Below are 16027 nucleotides of genomic sequence, written 5' to 3'. Positions count from 1 at the left end.
TTTGATATTCTTTTACAGTAATGGTCAAAGTTGTTGAAATTTATTAAAAAATAATTAATTTTCACAAAAAAACTGTAAATAATCAATATTATTTAATAAAAATTATTGTAAAAGTTAGAAAAAAACAATATACTTAGGTTAAATCTAAAGAAAAGTTAAAAAGTTTATACATAAATTTTATAAGATGGAGTGATTAAGTATGGATATGGAAAAAGAAGTATTATCAATAATTCAAAATAACACATTAACTTATCAAATGAAAGTTATATCATTAGCTAAATTAGCAGAGAATAGCATAAACATATTAGATATAAGTGACGAAATAAAGGAATATATGAATGATGAGATAATTTGTGATTTAGGTGAAGGAAATGCACCTTATAGACCAAGATACATTGTTCCTGATTATGAAAAATTTATGAAAGAAGGAAGCAAATTTTTAGGGTTAGAACCAGCTAAAAATATATGGGAAGCTACACATAACTTATTAATGCTATATAAGCATGTTCCGTCAGTAACTACATTTCCAGTATATGTTGGAAATATAGATACACTATTAGAACCATTTGTGAAAGATGAAGAAGAAGCATATAATGCTATAAAATTATTTTTAATGCACATAGATAGAACTATAACAGACTCATTCTGTCATGCAAACATAGGACCTATAGATACAAAAGCAGGAAGATTAATTTTAAAAGCTGAAAGGAAACTTCAAAATTCTACACCAAATATTACGCTAAAAGTTAGTGAGGAAACTTCAGAAGAACTTATGATTGAATCAGTTAACACAGCTTTAAGTTGTGCAAAACCAAGCTTTGCAAATCATGAAATGTTTACAAATGATATTGGTAACTATGCTATAGCAAGTTGCTATAATGGTTTAAATATAGGTGGAGGTAGTTATACATTAGTTAGATTAAATCTAGGAAAATTAACATCGAAAGTTAAAACTGTAGATGATTTATTTAATAAAGAGTTACCACATTCTATGGAACTTATGTTAGATTTAATGGATAAGAGAGTTAATTTTATAGTAGAAGAAAGTGGATTTTTTGAATCAAACTTCCTAGTTAAAGAGGGATTATTAGCAAAAGATAAATTTACAGCTATGTTTGGAATGGTAGGACTTGCTGATATGGTAAATCATTTATTAGGAGCGGAAAAACAAGAAGATAGATTTGGATATTCTAAAGAGGCTAATGAATTAGGACTTAGAATAGTTGAAAAAATGCAAGAAATAGTAGATGCTCATGAAAACAAATATTGTCTAGGAAATAATAAAAAGTATGTTTTACATGCACAGGTTGGATTAGATACAGACAAAGGTGTAGCTCCAGGATGTAGAATTCCAATAGGAGAAGAACCATCAATGCCAGAACATTTAATGCAAAGTGCACCATACCATAAATATTTTCCATCAGGAATAGGTGATATATTTAAATTTGATGAAACATCAAAAAGAAATCCAAAGGCCATAGTTGATATAATAAAAGGAGCATTTAAATTAAATATAAGATATATATCTGTTTATTGTGAAGATTGTGATGTTATAAGAATAACAGGATATTTAGTTAAAAGATCAGATATAGAGAAACTAGAAAAAAATGAGCAAGTTTTAAATGATACTGTTGTGTTAGGATATGGTGCAGCTAAAAATGCAAAAATATTAGAGAGAAGACTAAGACATAATGAAAACTAAAGCTTTAGTTAATAAAATAATTCCATTTAGCTCAGTAGATGGAGAAGGAAATAGGATGGCAATATTTCTTCAACAGTGTAATTATAATTGTTTATATTGTCATAATCCTGAAACTATAAATTTATGTATAAATTGTGGGAAGTGCGTAAGTGAATGTAAGTATGGAGCACTTTCCATAGTCAATAAGAAAGTTAGTTATGATAGAAGCAAGTGTAAAAATTGTGATGCTTGTATAGCTGCATGTAGTATAAATAGTACTCCTAAAACTACAGAAATGACAGTAGATGAAATAATAGAAGAAATTAAGAAAGTTCAAATGTTTATATCTGGAATAACAGTTTCAGGGGGAGAATGTACTCTTCAAAGTGATTTTCTTATAGAACTATTTAAAAAGGTAAAGGAATTAGGATTAACAACATTTATTGATACTAATGGATCAACAAATTTATATAAAAATGAGGAATTACTAAAAGTTACAGATAAAACTATGATAGATTTAAAAGCATTTAATGCAGATGAAAATAAGGAATTAACTGGACTTTCCAATGAGATAGTTATAAAGAATATCGAAGAACTTACAAAGCTTCATAAAGTTTATGAAATAAGAACAGTAGTAGTACCAGAACTTTTAGATAATGAATATACTGTTGATATGGGAAGTAAGCTTATTGCTAAATTAGATGAAAATATAATATATAAAATTATTAAATTTAGACAGTTAGGTGTTAGAGAAGAGCTTTTAAAAGCATACACACCTAAACAGGAATACATGGAAGAATTAAGAAAAATTGCAATTGAAAATGGTGTAAAAAACGTAGTTATCGTATAATATATTGAAAAATGTATATAATAATTAGTGATTTTAACAGTTTTAGGTCTTGACATTTCAATTGTGTCAATATAAAATCATATTAAGAATTCAAATTTAAATAAAAAGACGATGAAGAGAAGAGTAGATGTAAGAGGTAATTAAAGCGAGTTGACGATGGTGTGAGGTCAATATGAAACTTATGTTGAAGAACATCTTGGAGTTTCTAACCGAAATTGTAAAAGAGTAGGCTTAGACGGATTCAAACCGTTATAATTTTGAACAGTATCGATAAAAATCCGTACTGGTAGAGTGGTCATTTATGACAATTTGGGTGGTACCGCGAAATAATACCTTTCGTCCCTATTTGGGATGAAAGGTTTTTTTATTTACCCAAAATTAATTTGTTTAATTTAAAAATATTAATATATAAAGTATTTTATGCAAGGTATGTTGAATATGCCTAAATCAAGAAGGAGGAATAAATATGGAAAAGGTAGTTGTAAAACAACTTTACAGAGAACAAGAAAAATATGCAGATCAAGAAATAAGTATAAGTGGATGGATTAGAACATTAAGAGCTTCTAAAAACTTTGGGTTTATAGAAATTAATGATGGTAGCTTCTTTAAAAATATTCAAGTAGTATTTGAAGAGGAATTAGAAAATTTCAAAGAAGTATCAAAATTAAGTATAAGTTCATCTTTAACAGTAGAAGGAAAACTTGTTTTAACACCAGGAGCTAAACAACCATTTGAATTAAAAGCAACTAGAATTGAAATAGAGGGATTATCAGACAATGATTATCCACTACAAAAGAAAAGACATAGCTTTGAGTTCTTAAGAAGCATAGCTCATTTAAGACCAAGAAGTAACACATTCTCAGCTGTGTTTAGAGTTCGTTCATTAACAGCATTTGCTATACACAAATTTTTCCAAGAAAGAGGGTTTGTATACACTCATACACCAATAATCACTGGTAGTGATTGTGAAGGTGCTGGAGAAATGTTCAGAATTACAACTATGGATTTAGATAATGTTCCTAAAACAGAAGATGGAGCAATTGATTACAAGCAAGATTTCTTTGGTAAAGAGACAAATTTAACAGTTAGTGGTCAACTTGCAGCAGAAGCATATGCATTAGCATTCAGAAATGTATATACTTTTGGACCAACATTTAGAGCAGAAAATTCAAATACAGCAAAACATGCTGCAGAATTCTGGATGATAGAGCCAGAAATAGCATTTGCAGATTTAATGGATGATATGGAACTTGCTGAAGATATGATAAAATATATTATAAATTATGTTATGGAAAATGCTCCAGAAGAGATAGATTTCTTTAATAGTTTTGTAGATAAAGGACTAAAAGAAAGATTAATGCATGTTGCAAGTTCAGAGTTTGGTAGAGTAACTTATACAGAAGCAGTTGAAATGCTTAAAAAATCAGGAAAAGAATTTGAATATCCAGTTGAATGGGGTATAGATTTACAAACTGAACATGAAAGATATTTAACAGAAGAAATATTTAAGAAACCAGTATTTGTAACTGACTATCCAAAGGAAATAAAAGCATTTTATATGAGAATAAATGATGATAATAAAACAGTTGCAGCTATGGATTTATTAGTACCAGGAATAGGAGAAATAGTTGGAGGAAGCCAAAGAGAAGAAAGAATTGATGTATTAGAAAGCAGAATGGCTGAATTAGGACTTAAAAAAGAAGATTACTGGTGGTATTTAGAACTAAGAAAATACGGTGGAACTAAACACGCTGGATTTGGATTAGGATTTGAAAGAATGATAATGTATATGACTGGTATAAGCAATATAAGAGATGTAATACCATTCCCAAGAACAACAGGAACAGCTGAATTCTAAAAAATACTATATGAATAATAATAAGAGGGCAAAGATTTAATTTTGCCCTCTTATTAATTTTAATGCTTTTTTATTTTATATAATATAAATTTATATTTTTGAAACTTTATAGTATTTAAAATAGTAAATAAAAAATATTACATTATAATCAGAAAATAAATAAAAAAGGAAACACTGTAAATTTAAAGTTAAGTTTTAAAATAAAGAAAATTATATGAAAAAATGTTTATATAATTAAAGTTTTATGATAATATAGATATATTAGTAGTAATATTTTAGAAATTATTAAAAAAATATCTTATAAAATATAAATAAAATTAAAAAAATACGAATAAAGAATATATAAGATGTCCAAGCTTAAAATACTTAGCATCAAACAAAAATATATTTTGGAGGTAGTTTTATGGGATTAGTATCTGATATGAAAAGAAGAAAAATAGAACTGGAAAAGAAAGAGAAAAAGAGACAAAGAAGAAAAATAGCTATGACTGCAGCAGCAAGTACTACATTAGGGCTTATAGGAGGAATGTTATTAGCACCTAAGTCAGGAAAGGAAACAGTTGGAGATATAAAAGATAAAGCTAAAGAAGCTAATGATTTATTAAAAGATAAATCATTAGAATTAAAAGAAAATGTAAATGAAGCTAAAGAAAAAATAAGTGAATATATAGTTGAAAAGAAAAAATCTATGTGTAAATGTGATTTAGAGTCAGATGAAAATATTGAAGAAATTGTTGAAGAAGCTTTAGAAGAAGCATTCAAAGAAGTGATTAAAGAAGAACATAACATAGTTGATGATGAAGAAACACTTGGAGAAATTCCACAGGAAAATATGGAAGAAGAAAAATAAGATTAACATTGAGAGTGTTCAAGTTTTTAAATTAATAATTTAAAAGATAAATTTGAAATTCTATATATAGGAATATAAGTTTAAACTTTAAGTTATTTATGTTTTAGTTGAGAATTTTAATTTTAAGTTTTAATCTATATTTTTAAAAATTGACAATGGACAATTGACAGTGGACAGTGGACAGTGAAGGTGAAAATTGGATTTCCAATTAGTTAAAAACAATATAAAAACATAGTTTTTATGTATTTCTATTTTAAATATTAGGAATGAAATGAGTAATATTAACCATAACTGTCAATTATCAATTATCAATTTTCAATTGTCAACTGGTTCCAAATATAAAAATAGCAATAAACTGTAAGCTTAATAATATCATTTGATAAAGATGTTATTTAAAATTTTAGCTTGGAATCCTATATTATCACAAGAAATAAGGTGAAGTTTTAATGTATATATCAGTTGAAAATTTATTTTTTATAATACTAAGTATACTTGGTGGAACAGCATTAGTATTTTTAATTATTTTCTTAAGTAAAGGAATAAAGTTCCTACAAAATTTAAATAGTATTATAGAAAAAAATGAAGGAAATGTAACTAAAGTTATTGATTCATTGCCAGAAGCGGCAGAAAACATAGTAAATATAACTGATAATGTAAAAAATGTTAGTGAAGCTGTAAATGATGTTACAGAGGAAGTTGTTGAAACAAAAGACAGTTTGACTGAATATTTAAAGATAGGAAAAGACATATTTGCAATAGTTAAAGATGTATTTAGCAAGTAAGGATAATCATGGGAAAATTTTTTCTCATGATTTTTATTGAAGTTTTTTAAATGTTAACATTCTATTAACAAAAAATATATTACAAAATTAAACTATATGAAGAGTATTATTATGAACTAATGAAAATAATAACATTAATAGATGATGTTATTATACTGAAAGGAGAGAATTATGAGTAAGAAACTATTTAAAGAGTTATTTTTTATAACTATTGGATTAATATTTTTAGCAGCTGGATTATCTATATTTTTGGTTCCTAATAACTTAGCAGCAGGTGGAATATCAGGTATAGCCATAGTAGTAAATAATTATATACCAGCATTAAGTGTTCCAGTAATAATGCTAGGGTTAGATGTTATTTTATATATAATTGGATTTATATTTATAGGAGCGAGTTTTGGAGTAAAATCAATTTATTGCAGTTTAATGTTGCCTACATTAATGGCTGTAATACCAAAAGTACTTGGTTTAAATGGACCAATTGTAGATGATTTATTAATTAATTTAGTTTTTGGTATTATAATAGGTGCTGTAGGAATGGGAATTATATTTAATCAAGATGCATCAACTGGTGGTACAGATATAATAGCAAAAATACTTAATAAATATTTAAGATTAGATATAGGTAAAGGATTACTTATTACAGATTTTTCTGTAACATTAATGGCAGTTGCAGCCTTTGGACCGATGATAGGTATGTATTCTTTACTTGGTGTTATAATTAATGGATTTACAGTAGATTATATAATTGATGGATTTAATGTAATTAGAAAAGTTGAAATAGTAAGTTCAGAAAATGAAAAAATAAAGAAATTTATAATGGAAGAGTTAGGAAGAGGAGCTACAGTGTATGAGGCTAAGGGTGCATATACTGAGGAAAGAAAGCAAGTATTAACAGCAGTAATGGACAAGAAAGAGTTTATAAAATTAAGAGGATACATAAGAGAAAATGATAAAAATGCATTTGTAATAATATACAATGTTCATGAAACTTTAGGAGAAGGATTTGGAAGCATAGTATAAATTTAATTACATATAATAGATAAACAAATTTTAATTTATAAAAAATTTTTGCAAAATTTTAATTTAAATTAAGTTTTTGAATTTAACATCATTTAAAATATGTTTAGCTATTAAAGGAATTACAGTTCAAAACAATTATAAAACAAATCTTCAAAAATTAATTTTGTAATAATTTTATATTGCTACACATTTATAATTATAATGTGTAGCTTTTTTACTTTAAATGTAAAATATAAGCTTGTACAAAACAAAAGGCTGATTTTAAAAAAATCAGCCATTTCCTATTAAATATAATAGGTTAATATGTTAAATTATTCTTGAGCTGGAGCTCCAACTGGACAAACGTTAGCACAAGCACCACATTCGATACAAGTGTTAGCATCTATAACATATAATCCGTCTCCTGCACTTATAGCGTTAACTGGGCATTCTGCTTCACAAGCACCACAGCTAATGCAAGCATCAGCGATTTTGTAAGCCATAATACAAACCCCCCTTACTACGATTTCTAGTTAATAATATCATAAATTTCAATAATAATAAAGGCTTTATCTAAATATTTTGAAGTTTATCAATAAATGGTATAATATTTATTGATAATAATAAAAAGTAAAATAATAAATATACATAAATATAGTGTTAATAGGGATACAAGTCTAAACTTTAAGTTATTCATGTTTCAGTTGAGAATTCTAATTAGTTTAATTGAAAATTGAAAGTGAATGTAAAAATTGGATTTCCAATTTAAAAGAATGATTTTTTATTAAATTTTCAAAGCAAATTATTTAAACGTAATATAAAAACTAGTTTTTATATATTTCTATTTTGGGATATTAGGAACAAAGTGAGTAATAGCTACCATAACTTTTCACTCTTACTTCTTAGTTCTTAATTGGTTCCAAATATAAAAACATGAATAAATTTCAACTCTAGAATTATCATTTGATAAATGTATTATTTAAAATTTGAACTTGGAACCCTATAGTAGGAGGAAAAATGAATTTACAAGGTAAGATTGCAATAATTACAGGTGCAAGTAGAGGAATAGGAAAAAGTATAGCTTTAGAGTTAACTAAAAGAGGTGCTAGTGTTGTAATTAATTATAAAGATAATGATGAAGCTGCAAGGAAAACATTAGAAGAAATAAAAGAAATTGGAGGGTATGGTATTTTAGTAAAAGGTGATGTATCAAATTATGAATTTTGTAATGAATTAGTAACCAAGACACTTAATACTTTTAGTAAAATAGACATATTAGTAAATAATGCAGCAATATCTAAAGTTGGATTATTTATAGATATGGATGAAAAAGATTTTGATGATATAATGAATATTAATATTAAAGGAATATTTAATATGTGTAGAAATGTTTGTCCACACATGATAAGTAGGTCCCAAGGTAGCATAATAAATATTTCTTCAATGTGGGGAAATGCAGGTGCAGCTTGTGAGGTGATTTATTCTACATCAAAAGGTGCAGTAAATTTATTTACTAAAGCACTAGCAAAAGAATTAGCACCAATGAATATAAGAGTTAATGCGGTAGCGCCGGGAGTAATAAATACAGAGATGAATTCATTTTTATCTGATGAAGAAATGAATGAGCTTATTAATGAAATACCAATAGGTAGATTAGGAGAAGGAAATGAAGTGGCTAATACTGTTGCTTTTTTAGCATCTAAGGAATCTTCTTATATAACAGGTCAAATAATTAATGTAGATGGAGCTTTTTTATAAATTTTTTCTATTGAAATTAAATTGAAACAAACTTATAGTATAATAATAATGCTAAGTTTATATAGGAAGAGGTGAATACAAGAATGAAAGGTAAAAATATAATATATGTAATATTAGGTATTATTCTTATTATAGTTTTAGGACCATCAATATTAACCATATTTGGTACGATTATAAGTGGTATTTTTACTATAATAGCTTTTGTTATATTAGTAGCCGTTTTAGGGCTTGTATATTTAAAATATAAAGCTAAAAAGGAAATTAATAAGTCTAATGAGAATTATAGTCAATACAACTATTCTAACAAAGAAAATTTAGGTACAGAAGAAAATGATAATGATGATTCTGTGATTATAGATGTTGATTATAAAGAAGTAGATAATGATAAGTAAAGTCACAGAAGTTTATGTGACTTTTTATTATATAAAAAATTAGAGAAAGGTGATATTGAGAATGGAGAAAATCTTAATTGTTGAAGATGAAAGTTCAATTAGAAAGTTTTTAAAAATAAGTTTAAAAAGAGAAAATTTTATAGTTATAGAAGCTGAAAATGGAGAAGACGGAGTTCAAAAAGCTAGAGAAGAAAATCCTGATATAGTTATACTGGATGTTATGTTAGGCAATGGAATTGATGGGTTTAAAGTATCTGAAATTTTAAAAAAGGAATATCCAGAGATGGGTGTTATAATGCTAACAGCAAGGGGGCAAGATACAGATAAAATTCAAGGATTAAGTTTTGGGGCAGATCATTATCTAGTAAAGCCATTTAACCCCATGGAATTAATTGCTATTATTAAATCCTTGCTTAGGAGATTAAAACAAACCAATAAAGATAAAAATAGCAACATGTTATTATCTGGAGAATTTAAAATAGATTTATATAGTAAGAAAGTATATAAAAATGGTGAAGAAGTAGATTTAACACCAAAAGAGTATATGCTAGTTAAAATGTTTATTGAAAATAAAGGAAAGGCATTTAGTAGAGATGAACTTTTAGATATGGTTTGGGGATATAATTATGTAGGTGATAATAAAATTGTAGATGTTAATATAAGAAGACTTAGAAGTAAAATAGAAACTAATGCTTCTGAACCAGAATATATTGAGACTGTTTGGGGTACAGGATATAGATGGAAGGAGATATAGATTGGCTTCAATAAAAAGTAAAATAGCAGGTGGATATTTAATTAGTATAATAATTACTATTGTATTTGTGGAAATTATAGCAATAGTAGCAATCAGAAGTTACTATTATAGGAGTCTTGAAGAAAGATTAACAAATCAAATATCCATTTCGAGTAATTTCTATAATACGTATTTTTATAATTCCACACTAAGAAGCAATGTTGCAAATGATGTAGATTTATTCTGGGAAGATACAGATGTTAAAGCACAAATTATTGATAAAAATGGAAATATAATAATGGATTCACAAGGAGAAATTTTTGATAAAATAGAACGAAATGATAACTTTAAAAATTTAATAAGTGGAAAAAACAGAATGTATAAGGAAAAGACAGATATAAATGGTGTATCAGTAATTAGTGTATATATGCCATTGTATTATAATAGTGAGATTGATGGAGTACTAAGGTTTATTTCATCAACAGAAAATATAAAAACAAGTATAATTAAGTTATCTAAATATGCAGTAATGTCAGGTATAGGAGTTGTTATTTTATCAAGTTTTGTAAGTGTTTTAATTTCTAATAGCGTAAGCAGACCATTAAAAAATATATCTGATGGTGCGGAGAAAATGGCTAAAGGAAACTTTAAAGAAAAAATTCCTAAGTTTGCAGATGATGAATTAGGAAAGTTATCAGATACATTAAATTATATGTCAGAAGAAATTCTTAAAAATGAAAAAGTTAAAAATGAATTTATTGCATCTGTTTCACATGAACTTAGAACGCCTCTTACTTCTATAAAAGGATGGTCTATAGTTTTAAAATCATCTGATTTTGAAGATGAAGAAGAAATTAAAGAGGGATTAGATATTATAGAGCAGGAAGTAGATAGATTAACATATTTAGTTGAAGATCTTTTAGATTTTTCAAAATTATTATCAGGAAATATAACTTTGAAAAAGCAAAATACTGATATGGAAGAGTTAGTTGAAAGTGTGTGTAGACAAGTAAATCCTAGAATTAGGAATGAAGGCTTAGGGTTGTCATTAAAAATAGATGGTCAAATACCAATAGTAATGGTTGATAAAAATAGGATAAAGCAAGTGCTTATAAACATAATTGACAATGCAATTAAATTTACTGATAAAGGTGGAAATATAGGTGTGCATTTAAGAGCAGATGAAAATAATATATATATGTCAGTAAAAGATAATGGAAGTGGAATTAGCAAGGAAGATTTACTGAAGGTTAAAGAGAAATTCTATAAAGGTAATAGTTCTAAATCTAGTAATGGAATAGGGTTATCAGTATGTGAGGAAATAATGGAGTTGCATAATGGAAAGCTAAAAATAGAAAGTGAAATAAATATAGGGACAGAAGTTACCCTTAGTGTACCTATAAAATTATTATCATAGAGGATATGAATTTATGAAAAAGATATTTAAGTATATATTATTATTTTTAATAATAATTATATTCACTGGTTGTAAATATGAAGCAGATGAATTTGGAATAAATACAGAAAAACCAGAAGCAACACCAATAATTTCAGGACAATGGCTAATAAATAAACATACTGTATTGGAAAACAAAATAAAAGATGATAGTATACCTTCAGCAACATGGGATGAAAAGATAATTATACTAAATAAAGAAGTAGCTATATTTCCTAACAATACCTATAAAAATCCTAATTATAAATTAAAAATTGTAGATTCAAATGAGTATATTTTTAATAAATATGGAAAACTTCCAGAGGAAATAGGGATAAAAGAAGAAGAGGTGAAAGTTGTATCTATATCTTCAAAAGAACGATATTATGAAGAAATAATATTAATAGATGATAATAATGCTATTATAGAAAATAATGATATTTTATATCACTTATCTAGAATTAGTGAAGGTGATATGGATACTATTAAGAAAAAGAGACAAAATAGGGGTGTATCTATAAGTGGCTTTGAGGAAAGTTCAATTAATCACAATGATCAAAAAAGTGGTGTATTAATAGGATTAAAATCTAAAAATGAAAATTATAATGTACATTATCCAGAAAGATTTTTAAATTATACAGATAATATAAATAATTTTTTGTATAGAACAATATGGATTGGATATAATGGAAGCACTATAGAAATAAAAGAAATTCCATATATATTATTACCAAGAAAAAGTGGATTTTGGAAAATTAATTCTGAAAAAGTTGTGACAGAAGAAAAAATTTATGATGACATACTAATATCTCCTTTAGAAAAAGAACAGAGAAGGATTGCATTAGAAAGTGTATTGAAAACAAATAAGAGTTTTTATGCTTCAACAGAAATAAATTTCATATGTAATGACTATGTTAGTATAAAAGCTTATTCAAGTATTTTAAGCGAAGAGGGAATAGGAAAAAGTTATGAAGATATAAGTATAATACCAGTAGATACTATTTATGCTGGTGATGTAAAAGATATAACAGCGTCAAAAATCTTAAACAAGGATGGAATGAAAGTTCTTGAGAAGTCTATAATAGGAGCATTAAACCAAGGATATGATAATAAAAATGTTAACATAGAAAATTTTACAAGTATGTCAGTAGAACGAGTTCCAGGAAAGTGGTCACTTAATGGAAGAATAAGTACTACAAATAGTAACTTTGATTATGTAGATTTTTGTATACCTATAGAAATACCTCAGACAATATTGAGATATGATTCGGTGTACTTGCCATTGAGTAAGGTTAAAGATCAAGTACCTAAATTAAAGGATATAATATTTTCTCCTAATAAAAGCTTAGCAGTAGGATTTACTAATGATAAAATGCTTATTTATGAAGTTAAAGGAAGTAATATACAAGAGGAAGCATTAGCTGAAATAGATTTAAAAAGTAATGAAAAAATTATAATGGCTGAGTGGGCTACTGATGAGTATGTTGATAATTGGAGTAAAGAAGTAAGTAAAGTTACAAAAGAGTTAAATAAATAAGAAGGAAATTTTCAAATGAAAATTTCCTTCTTATTTTTTAGCTACATCCTGTAGTGGTTCCGCAATCTTGACAAACCTTACAAGTACCATTTTTAACAAGGTGAGTACTTGAACAATTGGAACAAATTTCTGAGTAAATTCTTTCACCTTCAATAGTGCTACTTGAAATTTCATCAGTAACAGTAGCCTCTAAATTAGTTTTATGAAAGTTAATTTTTAAGTTAGTAAGTTGAGGTTTTACTTGACAACGAGAAAAGTCCCCAAGTTCAATATCTATAATTTTACTTATTAAATCTGAAATAGAAGTTACACTTTTAATATAAGGATGCTTTTGAACAAATCCATAAGGTTCATATTTTTGACCACGTAACATTTTTGAAATATCTGATGCTGGAACATGATATTGTAACATCACAGATATAGATTTAGAAAGTGAGTTTAAAAGTCCAGTAATAATAGTACCTTCTCTATCTGTAGTAATGTAAATTTCAGTTATATCGCCATTAACATTTCTATTGACTGTAGTATAAATTTTGACATCATCTATTTGAGCTGGATGAGTTGTTCCATATCTTATACCTTCAGGTTTCTCACGACTAGATATATGTGTTTTAAATTCTAAACTTTTAGCTTTATTTAATAGTTCAGTATAAGTTAAGTCTTCTAAATTTAACTTTTTATCATCATTTAAAGTAGTATTTAATGGCTGGCTTGCTTTACATCCATCCCTATATAACGAAATACCTTTTACACCAAGTTTCCAAGAGTCAATAACAACTTTTTTAAAATCATCTATAGTTGCATTATTAGGTAAGTTAACGGTTTTAGATATAGCACCTGAAATCATAGGAGTTATACTAGCCATCATGAATACATGACCTTCTGGTGTTATATATCTTTCACCTGAACCACATTTATTTGCAGTATCAAATATAGCAAGATGTTCAGGTTTTAAATGTGGAGCACCTTCAATTTTGCCATCAATTATCTTTTCATATTCAAAACCATCTTCATTTACAATTTCTTTTCTTAAGATATAATTTAAAATATCATTTACTTCGTTTTTATCATATCCTAAGTTTTTAAGGCTAGCTTCAATAACTGGATTTACTATAGTCATAAATCCACCACCAGATAATTTTTTATATATAAAGTGTGAAAAATAAGGTTCAATAGACGTAGCACCACAGTCCATTGCAAAAGAAATAGTTCCAGTAGGCGCAATAACAGAAACTTGAGCATTTCTATAACCATATTTTTTACCTAAAGAATACGCATTAAGCCAAGATTCTTTCAAGCAATTACTTACGTTAGATAATCCCATTTTATCTAAAAGTGCATGATTAACTTCTAATGGAGTATAGTTTAAATCTTCATACTTAGTATTTAAAGCTTTAGCTGCTCTACAATGATTTCTAATTACTTTTAACATATGTTCTTTATTTAGTTCATACTTTTCAAATGAACCAAGTTTTTTAGCCATCATTGAAGAAGTAACATAAGAATTAGAAGTTAATATACCAATTAAACTAGCTGAAAATGCTCTAGCTTCTTCAGAATTATAAGGATATCCCATAACCATAAGTAATGATGCCAGATTAGATATTCCAAGTCCAGTTGTTCTGAAAAGATAAGTTTTTCTTGCTATATCTTCTGTAGGGAATTGGCCCCAATGGATTGAAGCTTCTAAAGCTAATTGAATAATAGAAACTAAATGAACATATCCTTCTAAATCAAAATGGTTAGTAGTTTCATCAAAAAACTTATAAACATTTATTGATGCTAAATTACATGAAGTATCATCTAAAAATGCATATTCCCCACAAGGATTAGTAGAATTAATTCTATTATATTTGGCACCATAAACACCATCTTCTCCACAAGGACATGTATGCCATGCATTAAAAGTATCATCAAATTGAGGGGCTGGGTCTGCACATTTCCACGCGCTAGTATTAAACTTATCCCAAAGAGTTTTTACTTTAATAGTCTCATTAACTCTGTTATCAACTCTTCCTACAAGTTCTATTGTTTCATCTTGATTATTAGGTAAATTGTCTACTTTTTTCATAAATTCATCACTGAAACGTATAGAATTATTTCCATTTTGACCAGAAACAGTTTCATATGCTTCACCTTCAAAGCTTGCATCATATCCCATTTTGCCAAGAGCCTTAACTTTATCTTCCTCTTTAGACTTCCATTCGATAAAGTCCACTATTTCAGGATGATTTATATCTAGTGCAACCATTTTAGCAGCTCTTCTTGTAGTTCCACCAGATTTTATAGCACCCGCATTTCTATCTAGTCCTTTTAAAAAGCTCATAACTCCAGAAGAAACTCCACCACCAGATAATTTTTCACCTTTAGCTCTTATTGTTGAGTAATTAGTGCCAGTACCAGAACCACCTTTGAATAATTTAGTTTCGGTAACATATTGCTCAGAGATAGAATGATTACCTAGCAGTTTATCCTCAATAGAAAGAATAAAGCATGCAGAAGCTTGAGTTCTAGTATAAGCATCCTTGCTTTTTAATACTTTTTTTCCTTTAGGGTCAAAATAGAAAGTATTTAGTGAATTACCATGTATGTCATAAGAATGTTTTAATCCAGTATTAAACCATTGGGGAGAGTTTGGAGCATACATTTGATTTAAAAAACAATAAGCAAGTTCATCATATAAAATTTTATGTTCATCACCTGTACTTATTAAGCCTTCATCAATTAAAGCTTCACACCAAAAATTTACAATTCTGTGAACAACCATTTTTAGGCTGTTTTCATATCCACAATCATTAGGTACTAATGCTTTTCTGAAATATTTTGAAGCTATTATATCACATGCATTTTGTGAATAATGAGAAGGAAATTCTAAATCCTTCATATCTATCAAAATTTTATTAGTTTTATAATCTTTTAAAAACACATCAACTTTTTTCCATTGAAATAAATCATATACAGTAAGTTTAGTGTTGTTTTCTAATTCTTTAGTAAAATATCTTTTTAATATATTATTCATTATCATTGCTGAATGCTAAAAATAAGCATATAACAGCATTGTCACCTCCTAAAACTAAACACACTCATACACTATATGTAGAATAAGTGATATTTGAGTGCACTACATGTTGTATTATATAATAAGGGTG

At 27.1% G+C, this 16027-nt stretch carries 13 protein-coding genes and 1 other annotated feature; of the genes, 11 read left to right on the top strand and 2 right to left on the bottom strand.

From position 1 onward, the window contains the following. The first annotated feature begins 199 nt into the window (after nucleotides 1-199). The 6 genes from AC07E4_RS19030 to AC07E4_RS19005 all read left to right on the top strand — a co-directional run bounded on the left by AC07E4_RS19030 (nucleotide 200) and on the right by AC07E4_RS19005 (nucleotide 7044). A complete protein-coding gene (locus tag AC07E4_RS19030; RefSeq protein WP_478217192.1) occupies nucleotides 200-1702 on the top strand; it encodes a YjjI family glycine radical enzyme in 1503 nt (500 codons plus the stop codon). Further along, complete coding sequence (locus AC07E4_RS19025; RefSeq protein ID WP_040330118.1) at nucleotides 1692-2531, top strand: YjjW family glycine radical enzyme activase; 840 nt, start codon at nucleotides 1692-1694, stop codon at nucleotides 2529-2531. The genes AC07E4_RS19030 and AC07E4_RS19025 overlap by 11 nt, the downstream gene beginning before the upstream one ends. Before the next feature lie 102 nt (nucleotides 2532-2633). Then, nucleotides 2634-2878, top strand: a binding site (T-box leader). A 119-nt stretch (nucleotides 2879-2997) separates the two neighbouring features. Further along, nucleotides 2998-4389, top strand: a complete 1392-nt coding sequence (asnS, locus tag AC07E4_RS19020) for an asparagine--tRNA ligase (protein WP_478217191.1) — start codon at nucleotides 2998-3000, stop codon at nucleotides 4387-4389. 403 nt (nucleotides 4390-4792) lie between these two features. Beyond that, a complete protein-coding gene (locus AC07E4_RS19015; RefSeq protein WP_051540470.1) occupies nucleotides 4793-5239 on the top strand; it encodes a YtxH domain-containing protein in 447 nt (148 codons plus the stop codon). Between the two features lie 446 nt (nucleotides 5240-5685). Beyond that, on the top strand, nucleotides 5686-6021 hold the full coding sequence (locus AC07E4_RS19010) for a hypothetical protein (protein WP_040330120.1): 336 nt from the start codon (nucleotides 5686-5688) through the stop codon (nucleotides 6019-6021). A 171-nt stretch (nucleotides 6022-6192) separates the two neighbouring features. Next, nucleotides 6193-7044, top strand: coding sequence for a YitT family protein (locus tag AC07E4_RS19005; protein WP_040330121.1), 852 nt, complete (start codon nucleotides 6193-6195; stop codon nucleotides 7042-7044). Between the two features lie 311 nt (nucleotides 7045-7355). Here AC07E4_RS19005 and AC07E4_RS19000 read toward each other — a convergent pair whose 3' ends face one another. Next, nucleotides 7356-7526 carry a DUF362 domain-containing protein gene (locus AC07E4_RS19000; protein WP_040330122.1) on the bottom strand — a complete coding sequence of 57 codons (171 nt, stop codon included), beginning with the start codon at nucleotides 7524-7526 and terminating at the stop codon, nucleotides 7356-7358. Between the two features lie 514 nt (nucleotides 7527-8040). Here AC07E4_RS19000 and ymfI point away from each other — a divergent pair. The 5 genes from ymfI (at nucleotide 8041) to AC07E4_RS18975 (ending at nucleotide 12878) form a co-directional block, all read left to right on the top strand. After that, entirely contained in the window at nucleotides 8041-8781 is a 741-nt protein-coding gene (gene ymfI / locus AC07E4_RS18995; RefSeq protein WP_040330123.1) for an elongation factor P 5-aminopentanone reductase, read from the top strand. 83 nt (nucleotides 8782-8864) lie between these two features. Further along, the gene (locus AC07E4_RS18990) at nucleotides 8865-9173 is read left to right on the top strand and encodes a hypothetical protein (RefSeq protein ID WP_040330125.1); all 309 of its coding nucleotides are present in this window, start codon (nucleotides 8865-8867) and stop codon (nucleotides 9171-9173) included. A 61-nt stretch (nucleotides 9174-9234) separates the two neighbouring features. Then, entirely contained in the window at nucleotides 9235-9927 is a 693-nt protein-coding gene (locus tag AC07E4_RS18985) for a response regulator transcription factor (protein WP_040330126.1), read from the top strand. A 1-nt stretch (nucleotide 9928) separates the two neighbouring features. Then, nucleotides 9929-11323, top strand: coding sequence for a sensor histidine kinase (locus tag AC07E4_RS18980; protein WP_040330127.1), 1395 nt, complete (start codon nucleotides 9929-9931; stop codon nucleotides 11321-11323). A gap of 13 nt (nucleotides 11324-11336) precedes the next feature. Continuing rightward, nucleotides 11337-12878, top strand: a complete 1542-nt coding sequence (locus tag AC07E4_RS18975) for a hypothetical protein (protein WP_478217190.1) — start codon at nucleotides 11337-11339, stop codon at nucleotides 12876-12878. Nucleotides 12879-12915: 37 nt separating this feature from the next. Here AC07E4_RS18975 and AC07E4_RS18970 read toward each other — a convergent pair whose 3' ends face one another. Continuing rightward, complete coding sequence (locus AC07E4_RS18970; protein ID WP_478217189.1) at nucleotides 12916-15897, bottom strand: vitamin B12-dependent ribonucleotide reductase; 2982 nt, start codon at nucleotides 15895-15897, stop codon at nucleotides 12916-12918. Between the last annotated feature and the right edge of the window lie 130 nt (nucleotides 15898-16027).

Source organism: Clostridium amazonense (assembly GCF_056431285.1).
The sequence above is the reverse complement of the archived record's forward strand: the minus strand, read 5'-3'. Positions and strand labels throughout refer to the sequence as shown.